The 16,337-nt window shown below is 43.4% G+C and carries 11 protein-coding genes; 4 read left to right on the top strand and 7 right to left on the bottom strand.

What is annotated here, in order from left to right; genetic code table 11:
• Positions 1 to 64: 64 nt before the first annotated feature.
• Together JMW94_RS09230 and ppsA are read right to left on the bottom strand one after the other, a co-directional pair.
• Entirely contained in the window at positions 65 to 952 is an 888-nt protein-coding gene (locus tag JMW94_RS09230; protein ID WP_201604138.1) for an RDD family protein, read from the bottom strand.
• A gap of 129 nt (positions 953 to 1,081) precedes the next feature.
• Entirely contained in the window at positions 1,082 to 3,466 is a 2,385-nt protein-coding gene (ppsA, locus tag JMW94_RS09225) for a phosphoenolpyruvate synthase (protein WP_201604137.1), read from the bottom strand.
• A 593-nt stretch (positions 3,467 to 4,059) separates the two neighbouring features.
• Here ppsA and JMW94_RS09220 point away from each other — a divergent pair.
• The 3 genes from JMW94_RS09220 (at position 4,060) to sthA (ending at position 7,242) form a co-directional block, all read left to right on the top strand.
• On the top strand, positions 4,060 to 4,956 hold the full coding sequence (locus JMW94_RS09220; RefSeq protein WP_045446910.1) for a pyruvate, water dikinase regulatory protein: 897 nt from the start codon (positions 4,060 to 4,062) through the stop codon (positions 4,954 to 4,956).
• A 150-nt stretch (positions 4,957 to 5,106) separates the two neighbouring features.
• Positions 5,107 to 5,511 carry a DUF4377 domain-containing protein gene (locus tag JMW94_RS09215; protein WP_045446913.1) on the top strand — a complete coding sequence of 135 codons (405 nt, stop codon included), beginning with the start codon at positions 5,107 to 5,109 and terminating at the stop codon, positions 5,509 to 5,511.
• Positions 5,512 to 5,592: 81 nt separating this feature from the next.
• Entirely contained in the window at positions 5,593 to 7,242 is a 1,650-nt protein-coding gene (gene sthA / locus JMW94_RS09210) for a Si-specific NAD(P)(+) transhydrogenase (protein WP_045452107.1), read from the top strand.
• Between the two features lie 129 nt (positions 7,243 to 7,371).
• On the opposite strand, the gene JMW94_RS09205 is transcribed toward sthA, so the two are convergent.
• The 5 genes from JMW94_RS09205 to JMW94_RS09185 all read right to left on the bottom strand — a co-directional run bounded on the left by JMW94_RS09205 (position 7,372) and on the right by JMW94_RS09185 (position 13,934).
• On the bottom strand, positions 7,372 to 8,574 hold the full coding sequence (locus tag JMW94_RS09205; protein WP_201604134.1) for an ABC transporter permease: 1,203 nt from the start codon (positions 8,572 to 8,574) through the stop codon (positions 7,372 to 7,374).
• A complete protein-coding gene (locus tag JMW94_RS09200; protein WP_201604132.1) occupies positions 8,574 to 9,911 on the bottom strand; it encodes an ABC transporter permease in 1,338 nt (445 codons plus the stop codon). Before JMW94_RS09200 ends, JMW94_RS09205 begins: the two co-directional genes overlap by 1 nt.
• Positions 9,912 to 9,914: 3 nt before the next feature.
• Complete coding sequence (locus tag JMW94_RS09195) at positions 9,915 to 11,099, bottom strand: HlyD family secretion protein (protein ID WP_087945569.1); 1,185 nt, start codon at positions 11,097 to 11,099, stop codon at positions 9,915 to 9,917.
• A 48-nt stretch (positions 11,100 to 11,147) separates the two neighbouring features.
• The gene (locus JMW94_RS09190; protein ID WP_201604130.1) at positions 11,148 to 12,014 is read right to left on the bottom strand and encodes a YihY/virulence factor BrkB family protein; all 867 of its coding nucleotides are present in this window, start codon (positions 12,012 to 12,014) and stop codon (positions 11,148 to 11,150) included.
• Positions 12,015 to 12,224: 210 nt separating this feature from the next.
• Positions 12,225 to 13,934 (bottom strand): TolC family protein, encoded by a 1,710-nt coding sequence (locus JMW94_RS09185; protein WP_201604128.1) that lies wholly within the window; start codon positions 13,932 to 13,934, stop codon positions 12,225 to 12,227.
• A gap of 620 nt (positions 13,935 to 14,554) precedes the next feature.
• On the opposite strand from JMW94_RS09185, the gene glpK reads away from it, so the two are divergent.
• Positions 14,555 to 16,147: a glycerol kinase GlpK gene (glpK, locus tag JMW94_RS09180; RefSeq protein ID WP_201604126.1), complete on the top strand. Its 1,593-nt coding sequence runs from the start codon at positions 14,555 to 14,557 to the stop codon at positions 16,145 to 16,147.
• Positions 16,148 to 16,337: the final 190 nt, after the last annotated feature.

Genomic DNA, 16,337 nt, shown 5'->3' with positions numbered 1-16,337 from the left:
CATACTCAGGTTTTGGGTTAAAGTTTCACTAAGTCTGTTAAAGTTTGGCATGGTCTGATTCGTCTTAAAAATTACTATTATGCCTTTGCTTTAACAGACTTTTTTGTTTTTTTGTCGTGTGCAGAGAAATAATAAATAATAACAAAGTACGCACACCAATAAGCTTGGTAAAAGAGGGCAACCGATGGGTGGTTTGATCCACCACGCGAATACCCGTAATCAGCTTACCGAGTGACTGACCACGCAGTGTGATAAATACCAATTGCAGCGCAAATAAGCCAAATACCATCACTTGCGACATCATCAATGTGCTACTAGGAAGACTCTCCATCAGTGTCATTGAATACTGATAAGCCGCATCCATATCTTGGATATTTTGGAATTTGGTATAATCCACATCCATTTTGGTCAATGCCATCACTAGCGGAAAAATAGCCAGTAGATAGAGTAGTCCATTGATGGCTGTTGCTAATACTCGCGACATAATCGGTGCAAGTACCACATTGCCGACGACTTTGTCTTTACTAGACGCAGCCTTATTGCTATTAGACTTGTTTAGTGACACATTATTGTGCGGTGTTTGCTGACGATTGGTGGTCATGTCAGCTTTCACACTTTTATCCGTGTCTTTCGGACGTTCAGGCTTGCCATACAATCTATCTAATGAAACTGATTTGCTATCCGAGCTATTGCTAGCGTTGTCTTCAGGAAAAACAGTTACATTATTGATAATAGAGTCATTAACCTGAGGCTTGCCAAGGTTGGTAGGTCGATAAACCGTTTGATTATTGGTCAAGTTACCGACACGCTGCCATTGGTCTAAGCCTTCATGCCACATCAAATCATCCAGCAGTACTTCACCAGATGCCAACATGATATTCAGCTGCTCCAAATTGTAAGGACCAGCTTGTACGTTATTTCGAGCAAGGAAAATCTGCATAATTGCCTGCATAGTTAGTCATATCTTAAGTCACTATATATGATACATAATATTAGGGTCTATTTAATATTTTTCAAATAGACCCTAATAATTGTTTCTTTAATGACTGTGTGAATTACTGCTGTGACTGAACGTTAGGGCTTACTTCGCTTCTTCACCAGCTAAGAAGAACCAAGTATCTAGTACAGAATCAGGGTTCAACGACACTGAGCTGATACCTTGCTCCATGAGCCAAAACGCGAGATCTGGATGGTCTGATGGACCCTGACCACAGATGCCGACATATTTGTTTGCTTTACGGCACGCATCAATCGCCATGGTTAATAGTTTCTTAACCGCAGGATCACGCTCATCAAATAGATGTGAGACGATACCTGAGTCACGGTCAAGACCAAGTGTCAACTGAGTCAAGTCGTTAGAGCCGATTGAGAAACCATCGAAGTGCTCTAGGAATTCATCTGCCAATAGGGCGTTGGTTGGTAACTCACACATCATGATAACGCGTAAACCGTTTTCGCCACGTTTTAGACCGTTTTTCTCAAGTAATTCGATGACTTCTTTGGCTTCGCCAACGGTACGAACGAATGGAATCATAATCTCGACGTTGGTCAAGCCCATCTCATCACGTACGCGTTTTAGTGCTTTACACTCAAGCTCAAAGCAGTCACGGAAGTTATCAGACACATAACGACTGGCACCGCGGAAACCAAGCATTGGGTTTTCTTCTGATGGCTCGTATAATTTACCACCAAGCAAGTTAGCATATTCGTTCGACTTGAAATCTGACATACGAACGATAACTGGCTGATCCATAAAGGCAACGGCTAGCGTTGAGATACCTTCGACCAACTTATCCACGTAGAAATCTACCGGTGACGCATAACCAGCAATACGCTCTTGGATGGCTTGGGCAATTTCGCGTGGCAGGCTGTTCATGTTTAGCAAGGCTTTTGGATGCACGCCAATCATACGGTTGATGATGAACTCAAGACGGGCAAGACCAATCCCTTCGTTTGGCATTTGCGTGAATGAGAAGGCACGATCTGGATTACCAACGTTCATCATTACTTTGAATGCAAGCTCTGGCATAGACTCAACAGAGTTGGTCTGTACTTCAAAGTCGATTTGGCTTTCATAAATGAAGCCAGTATCACCTTCGGCACAAGAAGCAGTGACGTCTTGACCATCAACCAATAGCTCAGTCGCATTACCACAACCAACGATGGCTGGAACACCTAGCTCACGAGCGATAATCGCTGCGTGACACGTACGACCACCACGGTTAGTGATGATAGCAGAAGCACGCTTCATGACTGGTTCCCAATCCGGATCCGTCATGTCTGATACTAGTACGTCGCCTTCTTGTACTTTATCCATCTCATTTAAGTTGCTAACGATACGGACTTTACCTGAACCGATACGCTGACCGATTGAACGACCTTCACACAATACTTTAGCGTTAGTCGTGTCGATGATATAACGTTCCATGACATTGCTGTCTTGGCGGCTCTTAACCGTTTCAGGACGCGCCTGAACGATAAAGATTTCATTGGTATCGCCGTCTTTTGCCCATTCGATGTCCATTGCTTGACCGTAATGCTTTTCGATCGTCACGGCTTGCTTGGCAAGAGAGGTTAGCTCTTCAGTTGATAATGAGAACTGCATACGATCTTGTTTTTCAACATCGACAGTTTTTACTGATTTAGTAGTGCTACCTTCATCACCATAAATCATTTTCTTATGCTTGCTGCCTAGGTTACGGCGAATCACCGATGGTTTACCATTGGCTAGCAATTGCTTAGAAATATAGAATTCATCTGGGTTAACCGCTCCCTGTACAACCATTTCACCTAGACCATAGCTTGAGGTGATGAATACCACTTGATCAAAACCGCTTTCAGTATCTAGCGTGAACATCACACCTGCCGCGCCAGTTTCTGAGCGAACCATACGCTGTACAGCAGCAGATAAGGCAACGCCTTCATGCTCAAAACCTTTGTGTACACGATAAGAGATGGCACGGTCGTTATAAAGAGATGCAAATACTTCTTTAATCGCAATCAGAACGTTATCAATGCCGCGAATGTTTAGGAATGTCTCTTGCTGACCAGCAAACGAGGCATCTGGCAAATCTTCGGCAGTCGCAGAAGAACGCACAGCAACCGCGATGTCTTCGCCGCCGCTCATCGTTTCAAACGATTGACGCACTTCTTGCTCAAGATCACTTGGCAGATCTTGCTCAATAATCCAAGTACGAATCTTTTTACCCGTTTCTGCAAGTTTTTTGACATCATCAACATCTAATGTTTTTAGTTCGTTGTTGATTTTGTCAAGCAGGCCAGTTTCATTCAAAAAACGGTTGAATGCATTTGACGTGGTGGCAAAGCCGCCTGGAACACTAACACCCAAATCAGACAAATGGCTGATCATTTCACCTAATGAGGCGTTCTTGCCGCCGACCATTTCAATGTCGTCTTTTCCTAGCTGATCAAGATTGATTACAAGTGCTGTAGATTGCGCTGCCATGATAACTCCAGAAAATAAGGTTATTTAGTAAAGATTATAACGGTGAATTATACCGCTATATTTGGAGAATTTCGAGGGGTTGAACCAATATTTTTGTCAAAAAGATACAAATTGTGGGCTTTGCTACATAATTAGTAGAAGGCTATTCACTTTTCTATTTTTGAGATGACGTAAAAATGCGAGTAAAGATCACTATAATTATCAAAATATACCTATAAATCGGTTAATAAATAGAGGGTTTAAAATAAATAACAGAAGAGTATTAGGATATTCTTATAATATTTGCCTTTATATATAGCAGGTAAAGCTGCGCTAGTATGAGTAACCAGTCATCACAATAATGGTTATTAATCGGCATGATAAGATTAAGGGCACTGTGGCTTTCTAAGTGTACGCCTGTAACATTGATTTCTATTAGGTCGCTATTATGCGTATAATGTAGAGCATAAATAGTAGCGGTTTATCCTGATATAAATGTGCAATATTAGCGCTTATACAAAACGAAAATTACGTCTGAAAATCAAGTCTAAGCCGATCAAAAATAAAAGCCAAATGAAGATTACCATTGTGTTTTCAATCGAGGTGCCAACGTTATGTACTCAAGTAATCCAGCTGAACAACTGAATCCCACTATTCAAAATCGCAACGCGTTAAACTTAGACAGCTCTCAAGCCGTTCGAACCGCGTTTTTTATCTCAGATGGCACAGCGATTACGGCGGAGACGCTTGGCCGCGCTATCTTGAGTCAGTTTGCTTCAGTACCTTTTGAAACACGAGTGTTGCCATATGTCGATAGCTTAGAGCGTGCAGAAGACGCCGTTGAGCAAATCAACATGGCGTATCAACGAGATGGTTTGTTGCCATTGGTCTTTGATACGATTGTTAACCCTGATATTCGTGAAAAGATCAATTCTGCCCAAAGCTGTAACTTGGATATGTATGAGGGTTTGATAGGTCGCGTCGCTGAAGAAACGGGTGTGGAGCCTGACGGACACTCTGGTCATGCACACGACGATGTGGATTCTGAGACTTATAAAGAACGTATCGATGCGGTGCATTTCGCTTTAGACAATGATGATGGTGCGCGTACGCGTCATTACGATGCGGCCGATATTATTTTGGTGGGCGTATCGCGTTCAGGAAAAACACCGACTTCTTTATACTTAGCCTTACAGTTCGGTATTCGAGCAGCAAATTATCCTTTGACCGAAGATGACTTGTACGATAATCAATTACCAAAAGCATTGCGCGAGCACAAAGACAAGCTGTTCGGTCTATTGATCGATACTGATCGCTTGGTGAAAATCCGTCAAGAGCGCCGTGCGGGTAGTCGTTATTCGAGCTATCAGCAATGTCAGCAAGAGCAGCGGGCAATACAAGGGATTTATATCACGCATGGTATTCCAAGCCTTGATGTCTCTGAGATGTCCGTTGAAGAAATCGCTACGCGCATCTTGCAGATGACGGGTCTCAAACGCCGTATCGGCTAATAAAATATGAGCTATCAATGAATGGCTTGAATCAATTAATTATTTAGCAATAACGATTTAGCAATAACGATTGTTCAAAAAAGAACCATTATTTAAAGCATCACTATTAATAATCATTTAATACCATCTCATTATCACATAGAGAATATTATGAGTTCATCTTATAAGTCTAGCAAGACCCCTTTATTATTGGCCAGCTTGCTGAGTGCGGTCAGTTTACTGAGTGCTTGCCAAACGTCACCTTTTTCACGTGAGCCAGTGCCTGAGCCACGTTATATCCCAACCATTGTATTGGGTGAAGCGCAAACGCTAACAATCATGCCCAATCGTGTGGCCTGTGCCTCTGCATTACCGATGCAGTGTTTACTGGCCAAATCAAGTAAAGATGGCAGCGTGTTTCAGGTACCTTATGATTGGATTGATGACTTTAAACCAAGCCTTGGCACAGAATATGTGATAAGTGCGCGTCCGCAGATTGACGAGGGACAGAAAAGCGCGACTGGGCATTGGACACTACAAAATATTGTGTCACAACGTATGGTGGGCACGCCTTAGTCGTGTGATTTTGACTCAAGCAATTATTGATTCATACACAGTCTAAAAATCAAATAAATAAGTAAATGTAAAGAGGACACGATGGGAACTAAAAAACCAAGCGACGCGACCAATGATATTGGTAAAGACATTCATACCGAAGTATCGAATAAAGAAAGCGGTCGCGTGCCGAATCCTGAACATACTGAAGGCAAAAATAAAAAACAAAATATTGAACAAACCCATGAGCAGGTCACTGATGATGTCATGCACCATCCTGATCTTATTAATCCGCTCGATGATACGCGAATCGATATCAAGTCTGGTTATACAAAAGATTCACGTCGCTTAAAAGGCGATAACCACGAGTATGAGTATGATGCGGTCGTTTTAGGAGCAGGTCCTGCTGGCGAAGCGGCGGCTATGAAATTGACTAAATCTGGCAAAAAAGTGGTGGTCATTGATCCACGTGATCAGGTAGGTGGTAACTCTACCCATGTGGGTACGATTCCAAGTAAAGCACTGCGCCAATCGGTATTTAACCTCATTAACTTTCGCCGTGATCCTATGTTTACCAAGGCGATGGAGTACAAGCAAGTTCCTCTAAATAGAGTGCTTGCCAATGCCCGAAAAGTCATTCGCAATCAGGTTAGTACGCACACACGATTCTATGAACGCAATCGCATTGAAGTGATTCAAGGTTGGGCAAGTTTTATTGATGCTCATACTTTGCGTGTTGAAACCGATGACAATGTCTTTGAAACCATTACCTTTAATAAAGCCATCGTAACGGTTGGTAGTCGTCCTTATCGCCCTGAAATTTTAGACTTTAACCATCCGCGCGTTTTTGATTCTGATAAAATTTTGCAAATGGATTATGTGGTCAAAAAAATTATCATCTATGGTGCGGGCGTGATTGGTTGTGAATATGCCTCTATCTTTACGGGTCTTGGTTATAAGGTTGATTTGATTAATAACCAAAATCAATTGCTCAGTTATCTCGATAGCGAGATTAGCGATGCTATCGCGCATGACTTTAGGCAATTTGGCGTACTGATTCGTAGTAACGAAGAAATTGATCATCTTGAAACGCATGATGATTATGTCGTCTTGCATCTAAAGAGTGGTAAGCGCATCAAATCTGATGCCATTCTTTGGTCAAATGGTCGCTCAGGTAATACGGAAGGTTTAAACTTAGAAGCGATTGGTCTAAAAGCAAACAGCCGTGGTCAATTAAAAGTTGATGATACCTATTGTACCGAAATAGAAAATATCTATGCAGCAGGCGATGTGATTGGTTGGCCATCTTTGGCTTCTGCCGCTTATGACCAAGGACGCTGTGCGGCGGCCTTTATGGTCGGTGATAGCGATGCGGAACCAGTGTCAAGCGTGCCAACTGGTATCTATACGATTCCTGAGATTTCTTGTATCGGTAAAACTGAGCAAGAGCTAACCGACGAAAAAGTCCCATACGAAGTGGGTCAAGCATTCTTTAAGCATTTGGCACGAGCACAAATCATTGGTGAACGCTCAGGTGTCCTAAAGATTTTGTTCCATCGTGATACGTTGGAGATTTTAGGAATCCATTGCTACGGTAACCATGCATCAGAGATTATTCATATTGGACAAGCCGTGATGAAGTGTAAGAGCAATAATACACTTGAGTACTTTGTGAATACTACTTTTAACTATCCAACGATGGCAGAAGCGTATCGCGTGGCGGCACTAAATGGTCTTAATCGTGTTTTTTAAGTGATAGAATATTAAAACGTTATAAATAAAAAAGCGCCTGCTATATTAGCAGGCGCTTTTTTTGATTCAGGCGCATCGATTTGGCTTTTATTGATGGCAGGCGCTAATGACATGCAATCGTCTTTTGCTTTAGGACACTGTTTTAAGTGCTTTATTCGCGTCATGCCAGCGCACCCACATAAGTAGCGCAAAGTAAAATACCCATAAGGCGGCTAGTGCATAAAATCCAATAGAAACTTGGGAGATACTAGCTCCCATTTGATTAAGCTGGACGGAGGTATTGATACCCGGTGTCGTGGGTACGAACCAACGTATGATTTGTAAAACTGTGGGCAGCTGATCTGCTGGCCACGGATAACCACTGACAAAAAACATCGGTAGTGAGCTAAAAATTAGGATTTGCATACTACGTTCGCGCTGGCGAAACCAGAGTCCAAGCACACAGCCAAGTGTCGCTACGGTTGGACAAAATAACAGAAGGAACAGTAAACTGCCAAGCATGTTTTGCCCGCGCGGATAGTGGTGTAGCTCAAATGTCCAGCCATAATAAAAGCAGCCAATAATGAAGCTAAACATACTGAGCGCAGCAATTCGCCCAAGCCAACCACGGATACTCGTCGCATGTCGCCGCTGCTCATACCACGTACCAATCAGCATCGCTGTGGCGATTAATAAGGTTTGTTGCAAAATTAGAATAGAGACCGCTGGCACCACGTAAGCGCCATAACCTTCTGTTTGATTGTATAAAGGGATAATTACTAATGGCACCGCTTGAGTATTAGCAGCCGCTGTTGCTGAATAAGCACCTTGTGCCACATTTTTTTTGACTTCAATCCCTGCTGATACCGTACTGACTGCTTTTAAAAACCCCATCTGTACGTTTTTATTTAGCAGAAAGTAGCCGCCATTACCCAATACGCTGACGCTCGCCGCTTTTCCCGATAGTACTTGCTGCTCAAGCCCACTTGGAATGACCATGTACCCAGCGATTTCATCTGACCACATGGCCTCTTTAGCCTGCTGCTCGTTGAGAAAAAGCTGTGTGTCTAACTGCGGACTGGCACTCGCATAGCGAATGATGGTTCGTGATAGATTACTATTGTCGTTATCAATGATACCAACAGGTACATGGTTGACCACTTCTGTCGAATACGGCCAAGGATAAAAGAAACCATAAATAATAGGGGCAATCAGTAAGAGTAATAGCACACCTTTATCAGAAAAGATGTCCTTAATGGTCTGTAAAAAACTACCTAAGAAACTAGGTGTTGAGGACTGCTTGGTTGAATCTGACGTTGTCGAAGATAAATGGTCTTTTGGTGGTAATGACATTAGCGCGCCCCCCAACGTTCAGGATGCGCCAGCGCGCGTTTGGTTAATAAAGTAGTCAAGCTCATCGCAATCGTCGTGGCAATAGCCAGACCATAGACGATCGGCAATGACACAGCAACAGGTGCTTGCATCTGTAATTGTGCAATGTGTAGTTTTAGATAGTGAGTGAGTGGCAGTGCATCTGACCAATGCCGAGCACTGTCACTGATAGCAATATAAGGGAAGGTCACACCAGCAAAGGCATAAGAAGGTGCTGAAATAAAACCAGTAGCAGACAAGCCCATGCGTAATGAAAATGAGCCTAAGGTAAAGATAGCACCCAGCCAAAACGATAGCATTATTAATAATATCAAACCAGCATAAGTTGCAAGCACTGAGCTCATGGCAACGGATTCTTGCGGCGTGGCAAGCCATAGAGCCAACATCGCCCAAATACTAAAGGCCAATGTCGGCCAAAAGTATTTGCCGAACAGACCAAACAATAAGACTAAAACGTTTGCCCTTTCCGTCATATCTTTATTCGCATGGCTAGAGACTGAGATTTGATCGTTTTTGCTCAAGTATTGGTTGTTTTCTACGGCAGTTAATATTTGCCCTGATGTTGACTCGTTTTGTGTGGTTCGCGTCAAATCAGGATGACCTGTACTGATAAAGCGATACCAATGGCCGAGTCGTTTATCCCGCAGCTCACGACCAATCGTCGTTGCACCGATCACCATCGCTAAAATATGCAGCAGCGCGGGTATGACCGTTGAAGCCAAAAACTGCTGATAATCGGTGGCTGCATTAAACAGGCTGATACGCTGTATGCCAATCGGTGAGTAAGCAATCGCAGCTTGCGACGGTGCCATGCCTTGTTTGACCAAGCGTTGTATCTCAACGCCTGCCGATAACGTCCCAGCGACCGCTTGAACGCTGGTTTGGATAATGCCCGAATGTGTACCGTACTGAGCATTTACTTGTAAAATTAATGGAGCAGGCTCAGCAGATAAAATATGCCGAGAAAAATCTTCAGGGATAATGACAATAGCGTAAATATCACGCTGCAAAATAGCCGCTTTTGCCTCAGCCTCTGAGTAATAAAGTTGTCTAACCGTTAGAGTAGGGCTGGCTTCCAAATAGCGTACCGCGGTATTGGCAATCGGGCTATTGTCTTGGTCTATCACCCCAATGGGCAAATCCGTAATCTGTGTTTGTGAAAATATCCACCAAATCAGTAGGACGGTTGCCAGTGGTATCCAGACCACCATACTAAAGTCCCACGGATTTTTGGTCAAAAACCGTCGCTCATAGGCAGCACTACGCAAAAAAGCCTTACTTAACTTCATCGGGTGCATGGCTTACTCTTGGCTTGCATTAGTAAGTGCTGGATTGACGCGTACAATAACGCTCATACCTGAGCGAATACGTGCATCGGGAGTCGTCGGACGTGCCTTTACTTCAAAGGTACGTACATCGAATCCATCATCATTATTGGTCGGGCGCCAAGTGGCAAAGTCAGACAATGTTGACGTAGCATAAACGGTGAACTGTTTGGTATAAGGCTTATTTGCTGATGACAGCGCAGGAATCGTACCAGTAAATTTCTGACCAATCGCAAACTGGTTTAAGTAGGATTCGGTGACATTAAGTACGACCCATTGCTCATCGGTATTGACCAACGTCAAGATAGGCACGCCTTGTCCAATGACTTCACCCGCGCTGACAATGACATTGTCCACAATGCCTGCAATAGGGCTTTTTAAATTGGCTTCTTCTTTTGCCACCAGTGCTTCTTCTAGTTGCGCATCGACTTGTGCTACTTGTGCTGTCGCCGCTGATTTATCTTCACTGCGTGCGCCTTCTTTTGCCAAGTCGTATTGTAAGCGCGCCGCTTCAGTTTGATCTTGAGTGGCCAGATATTGCGCATATGCCTCATCGCGTTTTTGCCGTGCCATAAGGCCTTCCTCATACAGGCGGTTGACACGCTGGTAAGTGTTCTCTGCCAAATCAGAAGCAGCTTTGTTGGCTTGCCATGCCGCTTTTGCTTGAGCGATCTCTTGTGGACGGGCGCCATTTTCGGCTTTATCTAACTGACTTTGTGCCATTTGCTTGCCAGCTAGAGCCTGATTGATCTTTGCGTTAATCTCAGGCGAGTCCATTTCAATCAGCTGTTGCCCGACTGTCACTGCATCACCTTCTGTGACCAGGATTTTGGCAATACGCCCCGGCACTTTTGCCGCGATGGAGGTTTGCTGCATCTGCATCTGCCCTTGCAAAGTCACGACTTCAGGCTCGCTATGCTGATTGCTTTTATATAGACCATAGGCAATAACACCTAATACAATCAGAACCAATAGCGCCAGAAGTGCCTTTTTTATCATGGCAGATTTATCCGCTTTTTCTGCATGACGCTTATAAGTAGGCACTGCTTGCTCATTTTCAGCATCAGTTGCTTGATCGTTATGGTTATTGACTGAGTCGGTAGATTGCTCTGAGTCGTTTAACTTGCGCGAGTCGTCTGATTCGTTGGTAGATTCAGTCATGACAGTGAGATTCCTAAAGCAGCAAAATTGAGGATAAAGGGTATGTTATTAGTACATTCGGACAGCATAAGGTTTGGCGCTTTCTAAGGCTTCAGAATTAAAAATCGCACCAAAGGCGACGATAAATGCTGAATAATAAAGCCAGAGCATAATGACCACGGCAGCTGAAAGCGCGCCAAACTCAGCGCTATAGTTATTAAAATTTTGCACATAAATCGAAAATAGCACAGACAATACAATCCAAAGAATGGTCGCCAGAGCTGCTCCTGGCACCAGTTTTTTTAGCGCGACGGCGTCACGGTTTGGGGCTAGGCGATAGAGACTTAAAAAGCTTAAAAATATGATACCAGCCAATATAGGCCACCTGCTCCAAAGCGCAATCGTTTTAGCTATTTGCGGGAAGGGGAAATAGGCTGCCCCTAAAGGAATAATAGCAATAGAAGAGACCGCTATAATCAATATTACTACCGCGCCAAAGGTCAAGCTGACTGCTAAAATGTTACCTTGTATGAAGCTTCGCTCTTGAGTAATATGAAAGGCAAGATTGATCAGAATAATTAAAGATTTGACACCTTTAGAGCCAGCATAAAGGGCGAGTAAGGTCGATAAGACAAGACTGAACGTGAGCGCGGATGTGGTATTGGAGACCAATGCGCTTAGGCGTGAATTGAGGACTTCATACACCGTATCAGGTATGAAAGGACGCAAAACCGAGATTTGCTCTTGCATCTCAGCTGGTGAAAACGCGAGACCATAAAGCAGTACAAACACCGCCATTACTGGAAAAATTGATAAGAAACCAAAAAATCCCACGCTCGCGCAATGTGCCCAAACATTAGAGTTGTTCGCAATACGCCACGTCTTTAATGAAGGCTGCAGCCAGTTACTTATTAATTTAGAAGTCGGGTTTTTCATAAAACAGTATTCACAATAGAGTTAGCAATAGTATGGTTATTGACAGCTTCATGATAATTAGTATGGTCAGGCTACTGTAATAGTATTGCGGCGTTAACCTCGCTTGAGGCATCAAATATACCTCTTCGCTCAGCTGCCTTGTCATACTTTAAAATCGAATCAACTATATAAACGCTTATCCACACTATCTATCATTTTCAAATTAAATCATTACTCAGTATACAAAGTCGGTAATCGAATATCAGCAGCATTAAGATAGGCGTTAAAGGCAAGAGGTGTACCACAGCTTTGCATGAGTGCGGCCAGCGATTGTACATAGCTGTTTGCCGCTTGCGCTTGTTCAGTACGTGCTTTAAGCGACTGCGTTTGTGCTTGGACTACCTCAATCGGTGTATTTACACCTTCTTGTAGCCCCAACTGGCGCAAACGTAAGACTTCTGCGGCCAGATCTACATTGCTTTGTAATGCCTGATAACGAGATTGGGCATTATTAACATCGTGCCAGTTTTTTTCGACCAGTAATAATAAATTGTCACTGACTTCGATTTCAGACAGATCCGCTTGGCGTATTTTGGCATTACTCGATGCGAGTGATGCATTTTTATCAAGACCACCCCACAGCTTCCAGCTGGCTGATATACCGGCTACCCAACTGGGGTCTTTTTCAATTTGTCCGTAGCCATAGAGCATGACGGTAGGCTTGTGACCAGTATCTGATAGCGCATGTAGCTGTTCAGCTTGTGCGCGTTTGGCGGCGACTTTTTGTAGACCTGGGTGATTAGTGAGTGATAAATTCTGAAAATAGTTTACATCGGGTAAAGGACGGCTAGAGACGAATAACGGTGTCGTGGGTTTGATACGATAGTCGGTACGCAATAGCCGCTGTAAAGCCATCATCGCAAGACGAGCATCGTTATTGGCATTGACGGACTCACTTTTTGCATCGGCAAGCGCAGATTGTGCTTCTAAGCGATCAACACGTGAGATAAAACCTTCTTCAAAAAGCCGCTGCGCCATATGGTCAGTCTGCTGCAAGGTATCATAAGCATCTTCACGTAAATAAGCGGCAATGATGGCCAGCTGTGCTTTAAAGTAACGCTCAATCAGGGTGTTATAAAGCTCGTTTTTATCCAATAGACTGTCTGCGACGGCTTCTTGGGTACGGGCATTGGAAGCACCTGTCAAAGCGTTGGTACGTCCAGCAGTATAGATGGGCCAAACCACGCCCAGACCTGCACCAGCCGTTGAGCCTGAGCGCTTTAACTCATAAGAATCTGGGATACGCTCACCGACCAATTCACCAAAATTTGGCAAATCTGGTAACGGTGGAATAGGCGGAATCACATTATCGATACCATTGTTAACGTCATTAACAATACCGTTTTTCAATGATGATAAGTCAAGATCCGCGTCTAAGTTGTAAGCGTTGGCTGATAATTGGGCAAACACCAATGGATTGTCCAAGGTTTTAAGCGCATCCGTTTGGTATTCACTAGCAGCAATCGCCGCTTGATTCGCGGCCAGTTTCGGTGACACTTGCAATAAAATATTTTGAGCTTGCTCAAGGCTTAACAGGCTAGATACTGCTAATGGATAACTATTATCAATACTTTTATGGGTAATGGGATCGATAAGCGTTGTTAAGCCAGTTTTTTGCTCGGCTTGACCCATGTCTGTATCTGTCGTTGACCTTCTATTTTGAATCTCATTTTTTTGAGTACTGTTTTGAACGCTGTCTTGAACGCTGCTTTGAGTACTTTTTTGAGTGTCAGCGTCGATAATTTGCGTCACTGCAACGGCTGTGACCTCATTCGGTGACTCGATATTATGATCAGTAGCGCTTGCAAAAGTAGGCGCCGCTAAACCCATGAACGTAATCGTCATCACCGCAGTAGACAGAGTCGATAAAGCAAATTTCATAAGTCACATAAGCCATTAATTAGAATGCAAAGTATTTTAGAGTCAGGCAAAAAAGTATCAAAAATATCAACTGTTATGGTCAAACCCTGTCCAAACAGTTCAATATGGGCAACCATTAACAGAAGCCAATATTTTGTTATGGGTAACAAGCGCTACACTGTAGTGGCACAATGGTGACGGGTCAATGCTCAGTATTTGCTTACTGTGCGTTGAATAAGCCGTGATTTTATGTTAGAGGTCGGGTGTTAAGACAAATAATAACATCATTTGTTAATTAATAATAAAAGGTTTATCAAGTCATTAGCACTTAAATCGATTTTAGATCACTTTTAAAAGCTTTTAGCGAAAATGATGGTTAGTGATGATTGTTGTATTACAAAGCAGCTTATAAACTATACATAATAGTGGTGTGTGCTATATTTCAGCACCTTATAGCGTTGAGCAAGATTAAAATGAACGGCATTTATTTTAACTGTCGGCAGTTGTTCATTGGCGCAGTGCTAATGTAAATAACTGGCTATTGCGATAAGCGTTACTCCCAAAAAGTACGTGCTATCAATAAAGACTCGGCTATAAAATATAATTGTAAAAAATGAATGCGACAAAATAGGATGTGAGTAATGGCAGGATATATTTTGGCTTTGGATCAAGGGACGACATCGAGTCGAGCGATATTGTACGATGATCGTGCGCGTCCGATAAAAATGGCACAGCAGCCCACCACTTTACAAACCCCAAAAGCGGGCTTTGTCGAGCAAGACGCGCAACAAATTTGGCAAACGCAGATTAGCTGTGCCCATGATGTGATTAATCAAGCAGGGCTGCTTGCTACCGACGTCACCAGTATCGCGATCACCAATCAGCGTGAATCTATTGTCATGTGGGATAAGCAAACGGGTAAACCTTTAGCCCCTGCCATCATTTGGCAAGATCGCCGTACGGCGAACTACTGTAAAACACTCACAGCTGAGAGTGCCAGCAGCATGATGAATGGCAGCCATAATGATGTGGCAAGCGAGGTGCAACGCATTACAGGGCTACGGTTAGATCCATATTTCAGTGCCAGCAAAATCGCTTGGTTACTAGAGCACAATCCGAAATTGAGCGTACGAGCCAGCAGAGGAGAAATAGCGGTTGGTACTATAGACAGTTGGCTCATATATAAGCTAACTGGTGGCGAGCATGTCATTGATGTGACCAACGCTTCCCGTACTTTATTATATGATATCCACAAGCTTGAGTGGTCAGAAGAGCTGTGCGCCCGTTTTGCGATACCCATGAATATTTTGCCTAAAGTCCTAGCATCTGATGGTGACTTTGGTAAAACCAAAAAAGGACTATTTGCCAAACAAATTCCTATTCAAGCGGTATTGGGCGATCAGCAAGCAGCACTTTTTGGACAAGGCTGCCTCGATGCTGGCATGGCTAAAAACACTTATGGCACTGGGTGTTTTATGCTGATGAATATTGGTCAAAAACCCAAACTTAGCGAGCATAAATTACTAACGACAATCGCTTGGCAACGAAAATCTACACCAACTCGTCCAGACAATTTATCTTTCGATCAAATTGTACAGTCAGGCAAACGCATGTTGCAGCCACCCAGAAAGGAAGTCACTTATGCCTTGGAGGGTAGTGTGTTTATGGCAGGTGCTATTGTCCAATGGCTACGGGACAATCTGGGTATGATTCAACACAGCAGTGAAGTCGAGGATTTAGCCTGCCAAGTTGATAGTAGTGAAGAGGTGGTGTTATTGCCTGCATTCACAGGACTAGGAGCACCCTATTGGCGCTCCGATATCAGCGCCAGTATTAATGGTATGAGCCGCGGCACGACTAAAGCCCATATTGCTCGTGCTGCGTTAGAGGCGGTTGCCTATCAAACTTATGATGTGCTCATTGCCATGCAAAAAGACAGCCCTCATCCATTAACTGAGCTAAGAGTAGATGGCGGCGCAGCCAATAATGACTTATTGATGCAGTTTCAAGCTGATTTACTCGATGTGCCTGTCCTGCGTCCGAGAGATACAGAAATCACTGCCAAAGGTGCAGCATTGCTCGCAGGTTTAAAAACGGGGCTATATGATGAAGGGACGATGCAATCATCATGGCAAGTCGATCGTATTTTTGAACCCCAAATGTCCAGTGATATCCGTGAACAGCATCTTAATAAGTGGCAACGAGCCATCGATAGAGCACTGACATCCTTATAAATATTGAACAGACACATAAAAATATTGTAACAACTCAATGAAAAATTACTTAAAACGCTTCACTGTCCTACAAAATCATTATAAAGATACAGGCTGTAACGCAAGGCAATCGCAATCTGGACACAATTTACACAACCTATCTATCTGTTGTTATCCATAAATTTCTATACTTTAGGCGACTCAAGTAACA

It is taken from the genome of Psychrobacter immobilis, assembly GCF_904846185.1.
GTDB lineage: Bacteria > Pseudomonadota > Gammaproteobacteria > Pseudomonadales > Moraxellaceae > Psychrobacter > Psychrobacter immobilis_B.
This window is presented reverse-complemented; position numbering and strand designations above follow the sequence as displayed.